Source organism: Pseudomonas fragi, assembly GCF_900105835.1.
In the GTDB taxonomy this organism is placed as follows: Bacteria; Pseudomonadota; Gammaproteobacteria; order Pseudomonadales; family Pseudomonadaceae; genus Aquipseudomonas; species Aquipseudomonas fragi.
The window spans coordinates 1,291,881-1,308,132 of record NZ_LT629783.1 but is presented as its reverse complement, the minus strand read 5'-3'; the positions used below and the strand labels follow the sequence as shown (position 1 = coordinate 1,308,132).

Sequence of the window (16,252 nt, the reverse complement as noted above, 5' to 3'; positions counted from 1 at the left end):
GCGGTCGCTGCAGTGGGCCTTCACACCGCCACGGGCAGCGGCGAGCCGTGCTCCGTTGACGGAATATCATGCAGGGAAATCCGAGATGTCTCCGGCAACGCCAGGCCTCCGGCCAGGGCCAGCAAGGCCACTGCGATCAGGTAGAACGCCGGCGACAGATTGCTGTCAGTGATGCTGATCAGCCAGGTTGCCATCAGTGGTGCAGTACCGCCGAAGAGGGTGTAGGCCATGTTGTAAGTGATGGCTGAGGCCGTATAACGCGTGCGGGTAGGAAAGGTTTCCGAAAGCAAGGCAGCGGTCACCACACCGCACAACACTGCGCCTATTGCCAGAAGCATCACACCGACGACGGACGCGGCAAACCCGCCGGAGCTGGCCAGCAGAAACGACGGGTACACCGCGACAATCAACAGCACGCAAGCCGTTACCACCGTCGCGCGGCGCCCGACCCGGTCAGAGTACAGCCCGGCGAAAGGGCACAGTGCCGCCGCGAAGAGCAGGGCGATCAATGACACCAGCAAGGCACTGGCGCGACTCAACCCGCCCGCGACTTGCAGGTAGGTCGCAAAGTAGGTCGTGAACATATAGAACGACAGCGCCGTGAGCGACACAAAGGCGCCCAGACAGCAGATGGCCGCACCATGATGGCGCAAGGTTTCCTTGAGCGGTGAGTGGGCCACGGCATGCTCCTGCTTCACCGCCTGGAATGCCGGGGTTTCGTCCAGCTGCCAGCGCAGATAAAGCCCCACCAGCCCCAGCGGCGCGGCAATCAGAAACGGCAGGCGCCAGCCCCAACTGGCCATGGCCTCGGCCGTTAACGACGCCTCGAGGGCGTAGGCCACTACGGCGGCGGCGGTAAAAGCGGTAAATGTCGATACCGGCACAAAGCTGCCATACCAGGCCCTTTTGTCGTTGGGCGCATGCTCCATCAGGTAGGCGCAGGCGCCTGCGTATTCGCCGCCTGCTGAAAATCCCTGGGCGCAACGGATCAGGGTCAGCAGCAGCGGTGCCATTACGCCGATGGCGGCATAGGTGGGCAGAATACCAATCAATGTTGTCGCCCCGGCCATCAGCAGGATCGTCATCGCCAGGGTGCGCTTGCGCCCGATACGGTCCCCCAGCATGCCGAAGAACACCCCGCCCAAGGGCCGAAAGGCAAAGGCCACAGCAAACACGGCAAAGGTCTTGAGCAATGCGGCACTGGCATCGCCGCTGGGGAAAAATTGCTGGGCGATGGTGGTGGCCAAAAAGCCATATACGGCAAAATCGAACCATTCGACAAAATTACCGATGGCGGCGGCGACAATCACTTTTCTCAGCGTTTTGGGGCTGACGTGCTCTGTGGATACGCTTGTCATGTTCAACCTCGACCTGTCATCAGTTTGCGATGATTATCGAGGCCGGCGCTGCAACGCTTCGCTCCAGAAGTGTCATCGGCGTATTCAGCACCGACGTGTGCCGTGATTTACACCTGCGGTGCTGGCGCCGGGCATGGCGCAACAGGGCGCAGGGCGCCAGGCCAGGGGGCTTTTTTCGAAAAATCCGGGTACTGCAGTATCGTCTGCAAAAAATCGTTGACGGGCATGGGCCGGGCGTAGAAATAGCCTTGCATGAAGTCCACGCCGCAGGCCCCCAGATAGTCGCGTTGCTCCTCGGTTTCAATGCCCTCGGCCAGCACCTGCAGATCCAGTTTGAGTGCCAGGTCGAGGATGGAGTCGAGGATATGCACCGACAGGGCATCGGCGCCGATCATGGAGACAAAGCTTCGATCTATCTTGATGTAGTCGACTTTGAATTGCTGCAAATAGCTCAGGCTGGAGTGTCCGGTGCCAAAATCATCCAGCGCAATTTGCACGCCGAGCCCATGCAGCTGTTCTATCAGTTGCAGCGCGGTGGGGGTGGGCTTGATCAGTTCGCGCTCAGTCATCTCCAGAACGATGATGATCGTACCTGGTTTAAACGCCTGCAAAAATGCAGTGCAATCATCCACCAGCTCGAAACTCTCAAAGTGTTTGGCGCAAATATTGAAACCGATATGAAAGGGCTGTACCAGCCCAGGCGCATGCGGCGCGAGTAATTGCGCGGTGCTGTGCATGATTGTTCGGGTCATGGCAATGATCAGGCCAGATCGCTCGGCAAGCGGTATAAAACTGTTGGGGGTAATGATCCCTTCATGGGGATGATCCCATCTGATCAACACTTCGCATCCCACACAGGTCCCCGAAGTTGACGAAATAACCGGCTGTAAATAGGGAATGAACTCATTCGCTGACAGGGCGCGCTGAAGTTCCATGCTCGGTGCCAGCACGCGGCCAAGCATCCAATAGGTAAACCACGCGGAAAACAGGCCCAATACCAATAAAAGGCCGAGCAGCACCGAATAGGTTTCGAATGTATGTCTCAACAGAGTGCCCGGCGGGTAGGCGGCCTGAACAGTAAAGCCATACTCATTGGACACCTGTTTTTTGCTGGCCGTCGCAGCGTTATTGAAAGGTGGTGTGTGCGTGACGCCATATTGAGTCATCCAGGTGTTGCCCACCTGAAGTGATAAGTTGCTGTGTTTATTGATCAGGTGCAGGGCATCCTGGATATGTCGACCATCGATGCCCACCAGAACACTTTTATTGCCCTGTTGCGTTCTCAATACCAGAACTGAAGTTTTCGGCCCGGGGGTAGCGTGGTCAACCAGGCGCAAACGGCCACGCATATAACTCGACGGGTTGATCTGCATGTTTATATCGGTGCCGTATAAAGAACTGCAATACACCTGGTTATCAATGGCCAGGTTGGTGGCGCGCAGAAAGCGATACGTAGCCACCGCCTCGCGCAGTTCCTTGGCCACTTCAGGGCAGGGCACCCCGGCAAGGCTGATCAGTTCATCGGCAGCGGCCTGTGCCTCGACCAGCATGACCGTTATCTGCCGGAATGCCTCGTGAGCGGCATTGCTGGAGGTGCGGGACAGGTCTGATTGAGTCTTGAGGTAGACCAGGAAGCTGCCCAGGATGATGGGCAAGATGCCGATGGCAAACGAAATCAAAAGGACCTTTTTCGAGGAATAACGTAGTGCGCGATTCATGGACAGCCCTGCGAGGTTCAGCCGAATAAAATGCACGAGTCCCAGCCCTGAAACACACTGAACCCAAGGTCGGATACTAGCCCCTCAAAACCACCAGCAACACCCGTAAACCGTGGCTTTCAGGAGGGGTAAGGAAAAGTAAGGGAAGTGAAAGCCTATATAAGGTTTATGGCGGGTTGCGGGGCCAGGGCTATGTGAGCATGGCGTTGAACTTGACCGCGGACGCTTCAGCATGTATTCACCCAACGCAGTACCCATCGTGGGCAGGGACTTCGCTTTCAAGGCAGCCCTGGCCGTGCAGGAGCAGGAGGGGGTCAAGAATGTCGACTTTCGCAATGCCTTGCGTTTTCTTGATGTGCTGACCCGCCAGGGCCGCCTGTTGAACGAGGGCGAGCGCGAGGCTGTGGTCCATCAGATAGCCGCCCATCTGTGCCGCTGTGGCCTGTACCGCCCGCTGGTTGTATTTGCCCAGTACAACCGTGCCTTGACCCAGGTGGTGAGGTCTATCGCTTGCACACAGGATGATGTACTCAAGGCAGCCGATGTGATCAGGTACTTGTTCTCGGTACTGGCCAAGGCGAAAAGTCAGGGGGTTTGCTTGTATGACACGGGCGATATCAGTGATGTTTCATTGTTTGTACGGCGTGAGTTCCAGCGCGGCAGCAAATGGACCGGGCTATATGGTTACGGCGGTGCAGCTGTGATCAGGTTGGCACATGGCAAACCCCCATCAACATATTATTGATGTTGTAGTAGTACTCGACATCCGAGAACCGCGAATACGTAATAAGACCCCCCTCCAGCCCGCGGCGCATAAACAGGGCCTGTTTGTCGCTGTTGTCACTCTCGAAAACGGTGGCGTTATGGGTGTTGAATAAAAACCTGGAGGTGTCGAGTTTTTCAAAGTGTACGTCGAGCCGTCGGTTATATAAGAAGCCTTGTTGCTGCGGACTCTTCAGGTTGAAGTAGAGGTAGATTTCACCTGCGTCCATGTTAATTGACATGTCGCCTTTGCCGGTCCAGCGCTGGCCATTCTCGGTTGAATAAACAAAATCAATAGAGGCATAGCATTGCGCTTGGGGGGTGTCCTCATGGTAGCTATAGGCTTGTAACGCAATCAGGGTGCCAAATACCATGATGGACGCCAGGCTCAGCCACAGGGTTATTTTTTTTGTTCGATAATGAGGTAGTTGGTGCATAGCGCCTCTCCTTTGCTCTCCGGTTTTTCGCAGCTGACTAAAAGTTCGGACAGGGTTTTCTTGATGTAATAGTTAGTGCCTGTCGTGCCCACGGCAGGGCCAAATATCGCCATCGCTGCTGCAATATCGCTCGCGGCGGTTTTATCGCCCAGTTCAACATACTGTTTTGCATGTTCGCTTTGCGATAACAGCCGCCAGCGCTCCAGTTGCACCGGTTTATTAAACAGCATATAGGCATAACCAGCCGGCAAGAGCATGCCCGCTAACACGAGCGGATAAAAAAGGCCGTTGCGCCAGCTCTGCTTTCTGGGTGGGGGTGCCGGTATAGGTGGGGTTATGGGTATTGGCGCTGGAATGTCGTCCTGTATGGCTAACACCGGTGTTGGTTCAGGCAGGGAGCAGGCTTGAATACCCGTGTTATCGGTGGCCAGGGGCTCTGCCTGATGCTCCCTGTCAGGGGGTATGTTTTCGCTGGAGATTTTTTCTATATTTAAAAGCAGAACGACACCGCGCCTGGGCAACGTTTTTAACACAGAGCGGTCCAGGCCGACTTCAGAGAGGTAATGCCTGAGGGTATGAAGGGCCTTATAGTAGCTGCTGTCCGATACGATAAGCCCGCGCTCTCCCCATACGCGCCGGATCAAGTCCTCCTTGTCGGTCACGCCCTCGATCAGGGCTAATAACAGGTGGCCCTCGTTACTGGTAAGGGTGGTTTGCAGAGGAGGGTTGCGCAGTAAAAGCTTGTCATGATCATAGCTGCATTTGACCGTCGTTAATGCGTTTGAAGTTTCACGGTCGCCCTGCATCTTACTTACCTTTGATGTTTTCCTGTGCAAGAAGATCATAGGCAGATGCTATCAGTCAAGCTTGGGTGTAGGAAATATCCTATCTATACGGTTGCGCTGTTTGTTTATTCGGGCAAGTGCGTAAAGTCAGTGTGTGTAAGAAGTTTTAAGCGTCTGAAGTGTTGCAAGTAAGGCTGGGTAAGATTATTAGGGGGTGGACTATATAAACTGAAAGTTGGATGTTTTATCAGGTGTTGGATAGGGTGATGGTTGCCATGTATGGGTTTGGAAGTGCGGTTGGAAAGTGTCTTGTATTGATGCTGGCCTTGGCTGCAAGTGCAGGGCTCGGCGGTTGCACTGCCCATGATTGGGTTCACGCGGCGGGAAGTATCCTGCAGGCCCGGGATGCCTACGTTAAACAGGCGCGCGGCGACAGCATCGCGAGGGCCAACTCTGCTGCCGCGCAAGCCGGGCGCTAACGGGCAAATCTTCTGGCCGCCATCACGCACAGGATCACCGCTGCTGTCACGCCAAACATGCCCAGGCTGACCCTTTCATGCAGCAGGGTGGCGGCCAGCGCCAGGCCAAAAAACGGCTGCAGCAACTGCAACTGGCCCACCGCAGCGATACCGCCCTGGGCCAGCCCGCGATACCAGAACACAAAGCCGATCAACATGCTGAACACAGAGATATAAGCCAGCCCGGACCAGGCAGGGACGCTGATGCCTGCGAACGAGGAGGGCGCCCATAACCACGCCAGAGGGGCCATCACCGGTAACGCGAGCACCAGTGCCCAGCAAATCACCTGCCAACCGCCCAGGGTACGCGACAGTTTGGCGCCCTCGGCATAACCCAGACCGCAGATCAGTACGGCCAGCAACATCAAAATGTCACCTTCGGGGGCGGCTGTCAGGCCCTGGGAGAGGGCATAGCCCACCACGCACGCGCTGCCCAGCACCGAGAAACACCAGAAGGCCGGCCGTGGTCGCTCGCCCCCGCGCAGCACCGCGAATGCCGCCGTGGACAGGGGCAACAGGCCGAGAAACACAATGGTATGTGCCGACGTTACATGTTGCAGGGCCAGGGCGGTCAGCAGGGGGAAGCCGACCACCACGCCGCAGGCCACGATTGTGAGGGCCAGCAACTGGCTGCGCTGCGGTCGGCGGGCCTTGAGCAGGCCGAGCATGGCCAGTGCCAGCACGGCGGCAATGCTGGCGCGCGCCAGAGTCAAAAAAACCGGATCAAACTCCAGCACCGCAACCTTGGTCGCGGGCAGCGAGGCGCTGAAAATAACCACGCCAATAAACCCGTTGATCCAGCCGCTCAGGTTGTTATCCGCAGTGGGGTTTTGCAGGTTGGAAGTGCGTTCCATCGAATGTCACACTCAAGGTTGATTGCGCGATTGCATGCCGCACATCCTATGGCTGATGATTAATGACAATCAAAAAATTGTCATGGATACAAAGCCCGATGTCCCGATCCCGTTACAAGTCACTGGTTGACGCTTTTGCCGACGATATCCGCAGCGGACGCCTGTCGCCGGGCACGCGTTTACCCACCCACCGCGAGCTGGCGGCGCATGAGGGCCTGGCCCTGGTGACGGCCAGCCGGGTCTATGCCGAACTTGAGGCGATGGGCCTGGTCAGCGGTGAAATCGGGCGCGGCACTTTCGTCAGGGAGACCTCGCTGCCCCCGGGGCACGGCATCGACCAGCCCGATGTGACGGCGGGGATGCTGGACCTCAACTATAACTACCCCGCCGTGCCCGGCCAGGCCGAACTGTTGCGCACGGCCTTGCGCCAATTGGCGTTGTCTGGCGACCTTGAATCCTTGTTGCGCTACCAGCCCCACGGCGGGCGCCTGCATGAGCGGGGGGCGGTGGCGCGCCATCTGCTGGCCAGCGGGTTGAACGTGCCCGGCGAGCAGGTGCTGATCGTCAATGGTGCGCAGCACGGGTTGACCGTGGCCCTGATGGCCTTGCTCCAGCCAGGTGACGTGATTGCCGTGGATGCCTTGACCTACCCGGGTTTCAAGGCGCTGGCGCTGCACCTTGAGCTGCTGCCGATCCCCGGTACCGAACACGGGCCGGACCTTGATGCCCTTGCCAAGCTGTGCCGCAGCCGATCGGTGCGGGCGATCTATACCATGCCCACGCTGCACAACCCGCTGGGCTGGGTGATGGACCTTGAGCAGCGCAAGCAGCTGGTCGCGATTGCCCGGCACCACGACCTGCAGATCATCGAAGACGCGGCCTACGCCTTTCTGGTGGAAAACCCGCCGACGCCTCTGGCCGAGTTGGCGCCGGAAAGAACGCTGTATGTTTCCGGGTTTTCCAAGAGTGTTGCCGCTGGCTTGCGCGTGGGTTTTATCGTGGCGCCTGCGGCCAAGGTCGCCGCACTGGAGCGAGTTATCCGCGTCACGGCCTGGAATGCGCCCGGGGTAATGACAGCCATCACCAGCGCCTGGCTCGATGACGGCACGGTGAGTCGCCTTGAGGGGCAAAAACGCAAGGATGCCCAGCGAAGGCAACTGATTGCTGACGAAGTATTGGACGGATTGCATAGAGTGCGACACCCATCGTCCTACTTTGTCTGGCTACCCCTGTCGGAGGACGCCAGGGCCGATCAAGTGGCTGCGGCACTTGAGCGTCAGCAGGTCTCGGTGTCCACGGCCCAGCCTTTTGCCACCTCGCCCCATGTGCCCCATGCAATCCGGTTGGCACTGGGATCGGTGGCAATCGAGGCGCTGCGCGAAGGGCTGGAGAAGGTGCGGTGGGTGGTTGGGGCGTACGCCTAGGTTTAAGTTTTTCCTACACTGCTTACTTTTATCTTACGTTGCTTAGTAAATTTCCCTACCTTGTCTGCTTAAGCGCAGATGAATAAGGACAGGGTGATGTCGGACGGATGGAGTGACCAGGAATTAGCTGGCCATTACGTTGCAGACCAACGCAGTCTCAAACGGCTTGCTGCTGCGCGCTGATCTGCATACGTTGTTCGACCTTTACCTGATTGCCATCGTGCCAGGCAGTCGCCTTATTCGCCTGGCACCTGCATTGAGCCAGTCCGACTACACCCGCTACGAAGGCATGCCACTCAATACCCCCGCATCCCCTTCAGCGATGGCCAGTAATGAAGCATTGCAGTGGCATGCCGATCAATGCACCTGGCTTAAATCCCCGACCGGCTCATCGGGCTGATCATACGCACACCCAAGCTCAGGGCCTGGGTTACCAAGGCCCGCATATCGGCAGTATTTTCGTTCATGACGCACTGTGCCAGTTTTTCGCCCAGGGTTGGGGCGGTGTCGGTGCCTTCAGGGTAGGCCCGCAGGATCAACAGCCCGCTGTTGGTCAGGACTACTTCGAAAAAGGCTACACCCGACATGCCGTCGAAGTGGATGTAGCCAATGTCGGCCAGCCATTTGACCGTGGCCAGGAACAGGCTTTCTTCCTTTTCCAAGGCCTCGCGGTTGCTGTCCGCCAGGCCTTTATAGTCAATAAAGCGTTCGGCAGTCAGGGTGATGGGCAAGGGGAAGTTACGGTACAGGTGGCCCAGGATCAAACCGGCATAGCAGTCGAACAATTCGATATTGTTGGACGGCAAGGTGTTGATCGAGTGAAGGTTTTTCTCTGTGAGGTGACCGGCTAATCCTTTGAACATGCGAACCTCTGTCAGCTGTGTCTGTATGGCGTGACTGAATAAGCGTACCCCTTGGTATAGCACAGCCATGTCCGGGGAAGCTGACCTGTAGCAATTGTTACAAGGTAAGTCGTAAAGCCTGGAAAATCCCTAAAAAATCAGGTGCATAACTGGCTATTTAAAATCAGGCTGCTATTACTGTGGGGCGCGATAACCTGCGCAAGGCCCGGTTGGCCGAGGCTATTAATTATCAGGAGGATAGATGTCAAAGCCTGCATGGATGCGCAACACCCTGGTGGCGGCTGCCTTGTTGAGTGTGCTGGCAGCGCCTGCCCATTCAGCGCAGGACCGCACCCTGCAGCTGGCCATTGGCGATGAACCAACCGAAGGCTTCGACCCGATGCTGGGCTGGAGCCACGGCAGCTATTTGCTGCTGCACAGCCCTTTGCTCAAGCAAAACGAGGATTTGTCCTGGAGCAGTTTTCTGCTTAGCGATTATCAGGCCAGCGCGGATGGCAAGACCTGGACCCTCAAGCTCAAGCCCGACCTGAAGTTCTCAGACGGCTCGCCGCTGACCGCCAAGGACGTGGCTTACACCTACAACAATGCGGCGGCCAGTGGTGGCAAGGTCGATATGGGCAACTTCCTCAAGGCTGAGGCGGTTGATCCACTCACGGTGCGTATTGAGCTCAAGGCGCCGCAAAGCACATTCGTCAATGTGCTCGGTTCCCTGGGGATCGTCTCGGCAGATAAATACGACGCCAAAACCTACGCGCAAAAGCCGATTGGCGCCGGACCTTACCGGTTGGTCAGCTACCAGCCGGGCCAGCAGTTGATTGTTGAGGCCAACCCGTATTACGCCGGGCAAAAGAACGACTTCAACAAGCTGGTGTTTGTGTTCCTGGATGAAGACAGCGCCTTTGCTGCTGCCCAAAGCAAGCAGTTGGGCATTGTGCGTATTGCCCCTTCGCTGGCAGTAACACCTGCCGCGGGCATGAAGCTGTGGGTGCGCCCCAGCGTGGAAAACCGTGGCATTGTGATGCCGACCATTGCCTCAGGTAAAAAAGACGCTCACGGCTACCCCATCGGCAACGATGTGACGGCCGACGTGGCCATTCGCAAAGCCATTAACTACGCCATCAACCGCCAATTGCTCGCCGACCAGATCCTCGAAGGCCACGCGATCCCGGCCTACACCGGGGTGCAGGGCTTACCGTGGGACAACCCGGATGCGGCGTTCAAGGATGGCGATATCGACAAGGCCCGACAGTTGCTGGAGGACGCGGGCTGGATTGAAAACGCCCACGGCATCCGTGAGAAAGATGGCCTGCCGGCTAAAGTCACCCTGTGGTACGCCAGCGGCGATGCCACCCGCCGGGATCTGGCCCAGGCCGTGCGTTCGATGCTCAAGCCTGTGGGCATCGACGTGGACTTGAAGTCCGGCAGTTGGGAAACCGTCGAGCGCAACATGCACGCCAACCCGACTCTGTTTGGCTGGGGCAGCCTCGATCCGATGGAGCTTTACCATCACTACAGCAGCAAGGCGGCGGGCGTGGAGTACTACAACCCCGGCTATTACCGTAACCCGGTTGTCGATCAGCATCTGCAGCAAGCCCTCGATGCGCCGACCTGGCAGCAGGCCGTGCCGTTCTGGCAGCAAGTGGAGTGGGACGGCAAAACCGGTGTCGGGGTAAAAGGTGACGCGGCCTGGGCCTGGTTGCTCAATGTGCAGCACACCTACCTGACCGATGAGTGCGTCGACCTGGGCAAGGGTGCCCCGGAAATTCACGGCTCCTGGTCGTTGCTCAATAGCGTCGATGGCTGGAAGTGGACCTGCCAGTGATTCGCGGCGTGTCGCTTTTCGTGGTGCACTTGATGGGCCTGCTGCTGGTCACGGCTGCGGGCACCTTTGCCTTGCTCAGTTTTTCTCCGGTGGATCCGATCCGCGCCTATATAGGTAACGATCTGCTGCACGTCCCCCCCGAGCAGTACCCGTTGATCGCGGCGCGCTGGGGGCTCGACCTGCCGTTGTGGGAGCGTTTTCTGCGCTGGTTCGGGCAAATGCTGCAAGGTGATTTCGGCTATTCCATGCTCTATAACGCGCCGGTCTCTCAAGTGATCGGTGAGCGTTTTGCTACCTCGTTTGCCCTGCTGTTTTCGGCCTGGCTATTTTCCGGAATCGTCGGTCTGGCCATGGGGCTGACAGCGGGTCGTTACCTGAACCGTTGGCCCGACCGGCTGATCTCGACCCTGTCTTATGTGCTGGCGTCCATGCCGACGTTCTGGATTGGCTTGCTGTTGCTGTCACTGTTTGCCGTGACGCTCAACTGGGCACCGATCTGCTGTGCCTGGACCCCCGGCAGCAATGCCGAAACCGCATCCTGGGGTGACAAGCTCAGGCACTTGATCCTGCCCATGCTGGCCCTGGGGGTGCTGGGCGTAGGCAATATCGCCCTGCATACCCGCTCGCGGGTGGCTGAGGTGATGAACAGCGAATTTATCCGTTACGCCCATGCCCAGGGCGACAAAGGCTGGCCGCTGATCAACTTTCATATCCTGCGCCACGCCATCACTCCAGCCTTGTGTCTGCAGTTTGCCTCGGTGGGGGAGTTGATCGGCGGCTCGTTGCTGGCTGAAAAAGTGTTCGCTTATCCGGGCCTGGGGCAGGCCACGATCGATGCCGGATTGCGCGGCGATATTCCATTGTTGATGGGGATCGTGATGTTTTGTGCGGTACTGGTGTTTACCGGCAACAGCATTGCCAACGCGCTGTTGCTGCACCTTAACCGTGGGGCGGCGCGCCAGTCATGACTTACAACCCCAATGGCGCATTGCTCAGGCTTTGCCTCTCGTTGTTGATACTGCTGGGATTGATCGCCTACGGTCTCTCAATCATCCATATTGATGTCTCCATGGATCTGCTGGCACGGCGCCTGCCACCCTCTGCCGAGTACTGGTTTGGCACTGACAGCCTGGGTCGTGATCTGTGGTTGCGGTGTTTTCAGGGGATGACCACCAGCCTGCAAATCGGTCTGACGGCGGCCTTTAGCAGCGGTTTTCTGGCGATGCTGGCGGCCAGTTTGTGTGCATTGAATAAAACCCTGGATTACCTGATTCGCGGGCTTATCGACAGCATGCTGGCGCTGCCGCATTTGTTGCTGCTGGTATTGATTTGTTTCACTTTGGGCGGCGGTAAACAGGGGGTCATCCTGGCTGTGGCACTGACCCACTGGCCACGCCTGGCCCTGATCCTGCGTGGCGAGATCATGCGCATCCGCGAGACGGATTTTGTGATGCTCTCGCACCGCCTGGGCAACAGCAGCTTCTATCGCTGGCGTCATCACTTGCTGCCCTTGCTGATGCCGCAGTGGATCGTTGGCACCCTGTTGATGTTCCCCCATGCGGTCCTGCATTCGGCGGCATTGAGCTTTCTGGGTTTTGGACTGGCACCCCATGATCCGTCATTGGGCCTGTTGCTGGCAGATGCGCTAAGGTACTTGAGCAGTGGCGCCTGGTGGCTGGCGTTTTTTCCGGGTTTGATTCTGGTGGGTCTGGTGTTGGTCTTTGACCAATTTGCGCGGGCATTGCAGCAGCTCTGGATAAGGATTACCTGATGCTGAAATTCGACCGGTTTGCGCTCGACGTTGCTCATTACCATTGGCTGGGAAACAAAACCTGGCATCCGCTGTTGAGCAATATCTCTCTTGAAGTACGCCCCGGTGAATTGACGGCACTGGTGGGCTCCAGCGGTGAAGGCAAAAGCCTGCTGCTGCAAAGCGCTTTGGGCTTGCTCCCGGAAAACATGCGCTGTCGCGGTGAAATAGTGCTCGACGGACAGGTGCTGGGGGAGGCCGGCAAGGTCAACCAGCGGGGCAAAGCCCTGTGCTACGTGCCCCAGGGTGTCAGCGCCCTGAACCCGCTGATCAAGGTCGGGCCTCAATTGCAGCGTGCCGCACAATTGAGCGGGGTCAGCCTGGGGCTCGATGCGGTGGCCGAGCAACTCAAGCACTACAATCTCAAGCCGGAACTGGTCGACGAATTTCCGCGCATGTTGTCAGGGGGCATGGCCAAACGCGTACTGGCCAGTTGCGCGGCCCTGACCCCTGCGCGTTATATCCTCGCGGACGAGATCACCTCATGGCTGGATGACGAACACGCCTGCCAGCTACTGACCCACCTCAAGGGCTTTTGCCTGCAAGGCCGGGGGATTTTGTGGGTGACCCATGACCTGGCACTGGCGGCGCGCTTCGCCGACAGGATCGCCGTGCTGCATCAGGGCGAACTGCACGAAACCCTGAGTGCTGAAGAATTGCGCGAAAACGGCGGCAGCCCTTGGTTGCAGTCACTGTGGGCGGCCTTACCCGAGCAACAGTTCTTTGCCCGTCGGGTACCGGAATATGCTTGAGGTCCAGCAACTCAGCATCGTTCAGGATGGCCGGCAGCTCTGGGACAGCGTGTCGTTTCAGGTCAGGCCGGGGGAGCGCCAGGGCATCTCGGCACCCAGCGGTTACGGCAAAACCACCCTGGGCCGGGTGCTGGCGCAATGGCAGTCAGCAACTTCGGGCCGTGTGATGGTGGGTGGCAAACCGTTGTCGCAAAAGGGTTATTGTCCAGTCCAGCTGGTGCCGCAGCATCCCGAGCAAACCTTCAACCCCTATCGCACCACTGGCGAGAGCCTGCGTGATGCCTGGTCGCCGGATGCTGTATGGCTGGAGCGTCTGGCGGTGAACCCTGACTGGCTGGCGCGCCGTCCTGACGAATTGTCGGGTGGCGAACTGGCGCGTATCGCCTTGCTCCGGGCACTGGATCCGCGTACCCGCTATCTGATTGCCGACGAAGTGACGGCGCAACTGGATGCCCATGTGCAGGCACAGGTGTGGCAGGTTTTGCTGGAAGAAGCCCGGTGCCGGGCGTTGGGGATGATTGTGTTCAGCCACAACAAAGCGTTGTTGCAGAAGGTGTGTTCGAGTATTTGGGTGCCGTAGTGCGCCGCAGGCAATCCGGCCGTTTAGCCCGGGCGGGTTGTTCCGGCCATCAATGCATCCACCACCGCGCGGGCCATCTCGACGCCGTGTATCACGTACCACATCTACCTGCTGTCAGGACCGATCACTGAACTCAGTGACTGGACGAGACTGTCCACGCATTTTAAACGCCGCAAGGCGGCTGGGATTCTCTCGGAAACTTCCCGCGAGTGAGAGGGATCAGGCAGGTGCAGGCGTTGCAATTTGTGTGGGAAACACCGGATTGCTTTTGTGGGAGCGGGCTTGCTCGCGATGCAGGCGACGCGGTTTAAAGTTGGACCGCGTTGCACCAATCGCGAGCAAGCCCGCTCCCACAGTTGCCAGTTGCCAGTTGCCAGTTGCCAGTTGCCAGTTGCCAGTTGCCAGTTGGTCAGGGCTGATTTTCCAGGCCATGCAGTTCGCAGTATTGCGCCCAGTCCATGCCGGCCATTTGCGCCACTTCGCGATGCACTTCAAGGCGCTGTGCGGCGAATTCCTCAGGGGTGGCGCTGGTCAGTTGCAGCGTCAGCTCCCAGGCAAAAAGGCCCAGGCGTTCGGCTTCGGCTTCGAAGGCTTCGTTCAGGCGTTCCTGGCGATATTCTTTCATCGACTGGCCCACTGCGCGGGCAGCCAAAGGGTTCAACGTTGCAAGTTCTGCAGCCAGTTCGGGGTGTTCGTCGAGAAAACGATCAAGGGCTTTTTGATGTCGGGTGCCGGGTTCAGTCATGACTATTTCCACGCAGCAAGGCAGGGGCGCCGCTATACAGGATACGGCGGCCGGTGATGATGAACACTACGTCAATACCCAGCAAGGTAATGGCCGACAGATAATCGGCGCGGGGCAGGGTGATATCGCGTTCATAGCAGCTCTGCGCATGGCGTCCGACACCGCCAGCGTCAGCCAGTTGCGCCTGGGTCATTTTCAGGCGCAAACGCTCTTTTCTCAGCCGTTCACCATATGTGTTCATTTACGTCGCCCAAACAGGCACAAGTGATAATAAAAGAGTAAGTCAAACCGTCAGGCAGGGGAAGACTTGTGGGTAGGATGGGCCTTTTATTTAAAGGCACAGCAGGATGTCGCGAGACGATCCTGCCGGGCGGCGGCGCTTATTGCGCCGTTTTTTTCTCGGTTTCCGGCAGGAACCAGTTCAGCAGCAGCGCACAGATACCCCCTGTGGCCACCCCGGACTCCAGCACGTTGCGCAAGGCGGCAGGCATATGCGCGAGGAACTCCGGCACTTGCGATACACCCAGGCCCAGGGCCAGGGATACGGCAATGATCAGCAGGGCGCGACGGTCCAGGGTGATGCTGGCCAGGATATTGATGCCCGAGGCCGCAACGGCGCCGAACATGACCATCGCGGCACCGCCCAGCACTGGCTCAGGCACGGCCTGGATGGCACCTGCAACGCTTGGGAACAGGCCCAGCAGGATCAGCATGGCAGCAATCCAAACGCCAATATGGCGGCTGGCAATGCCGGTGAGCTGGATCACGCCGTTGTTCTGGGCAAACACCGAACTGGGGAAAGTATTGAAGATACCCGCCAGAAACGAGTTGGCACCATTGACCAGCACGCCGCCCTTGATGCGTTGCATCCATACCGGGCCATCCACTGGCTGGCGCGAGACTTTGCTGGTAGCGGTCACGTCACCGATGGCTTCCAGCGAGGTCACGAGGTAGATCACCAGCATCGGAATAAACAGCGCCCAGGAAAACCCGAGGCCGAAGTGCAGCGGCATCGGCACCTGGAACAGTTCAGCCTGGTGCATGCCGGTGAAGTCCAGGCGGCCCAGGTAGCCGGCCAGGGCATAGCCCACGGCCAGGGCGATAACGATGGCGCAACTGCGCATCCACACCAGCGGGATACGGTTGAGGATCACGATAATGGCCAGCACCACGCCCGAGAGCATCAGGTTTTCGCCGTTGGCGAACGTGCCGTTGCCCATGGCCGTGAAACCGCCGCCCATGCTGATCAGGCCGACCTTGATCAGGGTCAGGCCGATCATCAGCACCACGATGCCGGTGACCAGCGGAGTGATCATGCGTTTGACGAAGGGCAGAACCCGGGAGATGCCCATTTCCACAAACGAGCCGGCAATCACCACGCCAAAGATCGCCGCCATCACGCCTTCAACGGGCGTGCCTTGCTTGACCATCAGCGCGCCGCCGGCAATCAGCGGGCCGACAAAGTTGAAACTGGTGCCCTGCACGATCAGCAGCCCGGCGCCAAAAGGGCCGAAGCGTTTGCACTGGACAAAGGTGGCGATGCCGGAGATGACCAGCGACATGGAGACGATCAGGTTGGTGTCGCGGCTGGACACGCCCAGTGCCTGGCAGATCAGCAGGCCGGGGGTGACGATCGGCACGATAATGGCCAGCAGATGCTGTAGGGCAGCCAGAAAGGCGATCCACGGCTTGGGACGGTCTTCAAGACCCAAGACCAGCTCGCTGGTCTGAGGCTCGGCTTCAAGCGGGGTTTTGAGAGAGGTCATGGCGTGCGCCCTGGAAAAAAGAGCGCGATTCTACTGGTGTTGAGCCATTACGCCCAGT

17 protein-coding genes are annotated in these 16,252 nt (G+C 58.4%); 8 read left to right on the top strand and 9 right to left on the bottom strand.

Annotated elements, in window-relative coordinates:
- Positions 1-20: 20 nt before the first annotated feature.
- Together BLU25_RS05870 and BLU25_RS05865 are read right to left on the bottom strand one after the other, a co-directional pair.
- Positions 21-1,358: an MFS transporter gene (locus tag BLU25_RS05870; RefSeq protein WP_029611484.1), complete on the bottom strand. Its 1,338-nt coding sequence runs from the start codon at positions 1,356-1,358 to the stop codon at positions 21-23.
- A 107-nt stretch (positions 1,359-1,465) separates the two neighbouring features.
- Positions 1,466-3,076 carry an EAL domain-containing protein gene (locus BLU25_RS05865; protein ID WP_139803939.1) on the bottom strand — a complete coding sequence of 537 codons (1,611 nt, stop codon included), beginning with the start codon at positions 3,074-3,076 and terminating at the stop codon, positions 1,466-1,468.
- A gap of 232 nt (positions 3,077-3,308) precedes the next feature.
- On the opposite strand from BLU25_RS05865, the gene BLU25_RS05860 reads away from it, so the two are divergent.
- A complete protein-coding gene (locus tag BLU25_RS05860) occupies positions 3,309-3,821 on the top strand; it encodes a hypothetical protein (RefSeq protein ID WP_016781451.1) in 513 nt (170 codons plus the stop codon).
- Here BLU25_RS05860 and BLU25_RS05855 read toward each other — a convergent pair.
- From BLU25_RS05855 to BLU25_RS05840, 3 genes are all read right to left on the bottom strand, one after another.
- Positions 3,781-4,275, bottom strand: a complete 495-nt coding sequence (locus BLU25_RS05855; RefSeq protein ID WP_029611483.1) for a hypothetical protein — start codon at positions 4,273-4,275, stop codon at positions 3,781-3,783. The genes BLU25_RS05860 and BLU25_RS05855 overlap by 41 nt on opposite strands.
- Complete coding sequence (locus BLU25_RS05850; protein ID WP_037001278.1) at positions 4,239-5,081, bottom strand: winged helix-turn-helix domain-containing protein; 843 nt, start codon at positions 5,079-5,081, stop codon at positions 4,239-4,241. The genes BLU25_RS05855 and BLU25_RS05850 overlap by 37 nt, the downstream gene beginning before the upstream one ends.
- Before the next feature lie 454 nt (positions 5,082-5,535).
- The gene (locus tag BLU25_RS05840; protein ID WP_016781447.1) at positions 5,536-6,432 is read right to left on the bottom strand and encodes a DMT family transporter; all 897 of its coding nucleotides are present in this window, start codon (positions 6,430-6,432) and stop codon (positions 5,536-5,538) included.
- A 98-nt stretch (positions 6,433-6,530) separates the two neighbouring features.
- On the opposite strand from BLU25_RS05840, the gene BLU25_RS05835 reads away from it, so the two are divergent.
- Both BLU25_RS05835 and BLU25_RS05830 read left to right on the top strand, forming a co-directional pair.
- Entirely contained in the window at positions 6,531-7,856 is a 1,326-nt protein-coding gene (locus BLU25_RS05835) for an aminotransferase-like domain-containing protein (RefSeq protein ID WP_016781446.1), read from the top strand.
- Positions 7,857-7,995: 139 nt separating this feature from the next.
- Positions 7,996-8,256 carry an HNH endonuclease signature motif containing protein gene (locus tag BLU25_RS05830; RefSeq protein WP_016781445.1) on the top strand — a complete coding sequence of 87 codons (261 nt, stop codon included), beginning with the start codon at positions 7,996-7,998 and terminating at the stop codon, positions 8,254-8,256.
- Here the strand turns inward: BLU25_RS05830 and BLU25_RS05825 are convergent.
- On the bottom strand, positions 8,228-8,719 hold the full coding sequence (locus tag BLU25_RS05825; protein WP_016781444.1) for a hypothetical protein: 492 nt from the start codon (positions 8,717-8,719) through the stop codon (positions 8,228-8,230). The two genes, BLU25_RS05830 and BLU25_RS05825, sit on opposite strands and share 29 nt — an antisense overlap.
- Before the next feature lie 241 nt (positions 8,720-8,960).
- Between BLU25_RS05825 and BLU25_RS05820 the strand changes: the two genes are divergently transcribed.
- Genes BLU25_RS05820 through BLU25_RS05800 form a run of 5 tightly spaced genes read left to right on the top strand, consistent with a single transcriptional unit; the run spans position 8,961 to position 13,683 of the window.
- Positions 8,961-10,541 (top strand): ABC transporter substrate-binding protein, encoded by a 1,581-nt coding sequence (locus BLU25_RS05820; protein ID WP_016781443.1) that lies wholly within the window; start codon positions 8,961-8,963, stop codon positions 10,539-10,541.
- A gap of 8 nt (positions 10,542-10,549) precedes the next feature.
- Complete coding sequence (locus BLU25_RS05815) at positions 10,550-11,509, top strand: ABC transporter permease (RefSeq protein ID WP_228795891.1); 960 nt, start codon at positions 10,550-10,552, stop codon at positions 11,507-11,509.
- Entirely contained in the window at positions 11,506-12,312 is an 807-nt protein-coding gene (locus BLU25_RS05810) for an ABC transporter permease (protein ID WP_029611480.1), read from the top strand. Before BLU25_RS05815 ends, BLU25_RS05810 begins: the two co-directional genes overlap by 4 nt.
- The gene (locus BLU25_RS05805; RefSeq protein WP_016781440.1) at positions 12,312-13,103 is read left to right on the top strand and encodes an ATP-binding cassette domain-containing protein; all 792 of its coding nucleotides are present in this window, start codon (positions 12,312-12,314) and stop codon (positions 13,101-13,103) included. Before BLU25_RS05810 ends, BLU25_RS05805 begins: the two co-directional genes overlap by 1 nt.
- Positions 13,096-13,683 (top strand): ATP-binding cassette domain-containing protein, encoded by a 588-nt coding sequence (locus BLU25_RS05800; RefSeq protein WP_016781439.1) that lies wholly within the window; start codon positions 13,096-13,098, stop codon positions 13,681-13,683. Before BLU25_RS05805 ends, BLU25_RS05800 begins: the two co-directional genes overlap by 8 nt.
- 409 nt (positions 13,684-14,092) lie before the next feature.
- Here the strand turns inward: BLU25_RS05800 and BLU25_RS05790 are convergent, their stop codons facing one another.
- The 3 genes from BLU25_RS05790 to BLU25_RS05780 all read right to left on the bottom strand — a co-directional run bounded on the left by BLU25_RS05790 (position 14,093) and on the right by BLU25_RS05780 (position 16,194).
- Positions 14,093-14,428 (bottom strand): DUF6388 family protein, encoded by a 336-nt coding sequence (locus BLU25_RS05790; protein WP_016781437.1) that lies wholly within the window; start codon positions 14,426-14,428, stop codon positions 14,093-14,095.
- Entirely contained in the window at positions 14,421-14,669 is a 249-nt protein-coding gene (locus tag BLU25_RS05785) for a helix-turn-helix domain-containing protein (RefSeq protein WP_050901276.1), read from the bottom strand. The genes BLU25_RS05790 and BLU25_RS05785 overlap by 8 nt, the downstream gene beginning before the upstream one ends.
- A 139-nt stretch (positions 14,670-14,808) precedes the next feature.
- The gene (locus tag BLU25_RS05780; protein ID WP_016781435.1) at positions 14,809-16,194 is read right to left on the bottom strand and encodes a nucleobase:cation symporter-2 family protein; all 1,386 of its coding nucleotides are present in this window, start codon (positions 16,192-16,194) and stop codon (positions 14,809-14,811) included.
- Positions 16,195-16,252: the final 58 nt, after the last annotated feature.

Excerpts from the sequence above, each read along its gene's own strand:
- BLU25_RS05810 (WP_029611480.1), top strand. The coding sequence starts at position 11,506 with ATGACTTACAACCCCAATGGCGCATTGCTCAGGCTTTGCCTCTCGTTG.
- BLU25_RS05840 (WP_016781447.1), bottom strand. The coding sequence starts at position 6,432 with ATGGAACGCACTTCCAACCTGCAAAACCCCACTGCGGATAACAACCTG.
- BLU25_RS05780 (WP_016781435.1), bottom strand. The coding sequence starts at position 16,194 with ATGACCTCTCTCAAAACCCCGCTTGAAGCCGAGCCTCAGACCAGCGAG.
- BLU25_RS05820 (WP_016781443.1), top strand. The coding sequence starts at position 8,961 with ATGTCAAAGCCTGCATGGATGCGCAACACCCTGGTGGCGGCTGCCTTG.
- BLU25_RS05865 (WP_139803939.1), bottom strand. The coding sequence starts at position 3,076 with ATGAATCGCGCACTACGTTATTCCTCGAAAAAGGTCCTTTTGATTTCG.
- BLU25_RS05805 (WP_016781440.1), top strand. The coding sequence starts at position 12,312 with ATGCTGAAATTCGACCGGTTTGCGCTCGACGTTGCTCATTACCATTGG.
- BLU25_RS05860 (WP_016781451.1), top strand. The coding sequence starts at position 3,309 with ATGTATTCACCCAACGCAGTACCCATCGTGGGCAGGGACTTCGCTTTC.
- BLU25_RS05850 (WP_037001278.1), bottom strand. The coding sequence starts at position 5,081 with ATGCAGGGCGACCGTGAAACTTCAAACGCATTAACGACGGTCAAATGC.
- BLU25_RS05785 (WP_050901276.1), bottom strand. The coding sequence starts at position 14,669 with ATGAACACATATGGTGAACGGCTGAGAAAAGAGCGTTTGCGCCTGAAA.
- BLU25_RS05800 (WP_016781439.1), top strand. The coding sequence starts at position 13,096 with ATGCTTGAGGTCCAGCAACTCAGCATCGTTCAGGATGGCCGGCAGCTC.
- BLU25_RS05855 (WP_029611483.1), bottom strand. The coding sequence starts at position 4,275 with ATGCACCAACTACCTCATTATCGAACAAAAAAAATAACCCTGTGGCTG.
- BLU25_RS05870 (WP_029611484.1), bottom strand. The coding sequence starts at position 1,358 with ATGACAAGCGTATCCACAGAGCACGTCAGCCCCAAAACGCTGAGAAAA.
- BLU25_RS05790 (WP_016781437.1), bottom strand. The coding sequence starts at position 14,428 with ATGACTGAACCCGGCACCCGACATCAAAAAGCCCTTGATCGTTTTCTC.
- BLU25_RS05825 (WP_016781444.1), bottom strand. The coding sequence starts at position 8,719 with ATGTTCAAAGGATTAGCCGGTCACCTCACAGAGAAAAACCTTCACTCG.
- BLU25_RS05835 (WP_016781446.1), top strand. The coding sequence starts at position 6,531 with ATGTCCCGATCCCGTTACAAGTCACTGGTTGACGCTTTTGCCGACGAT.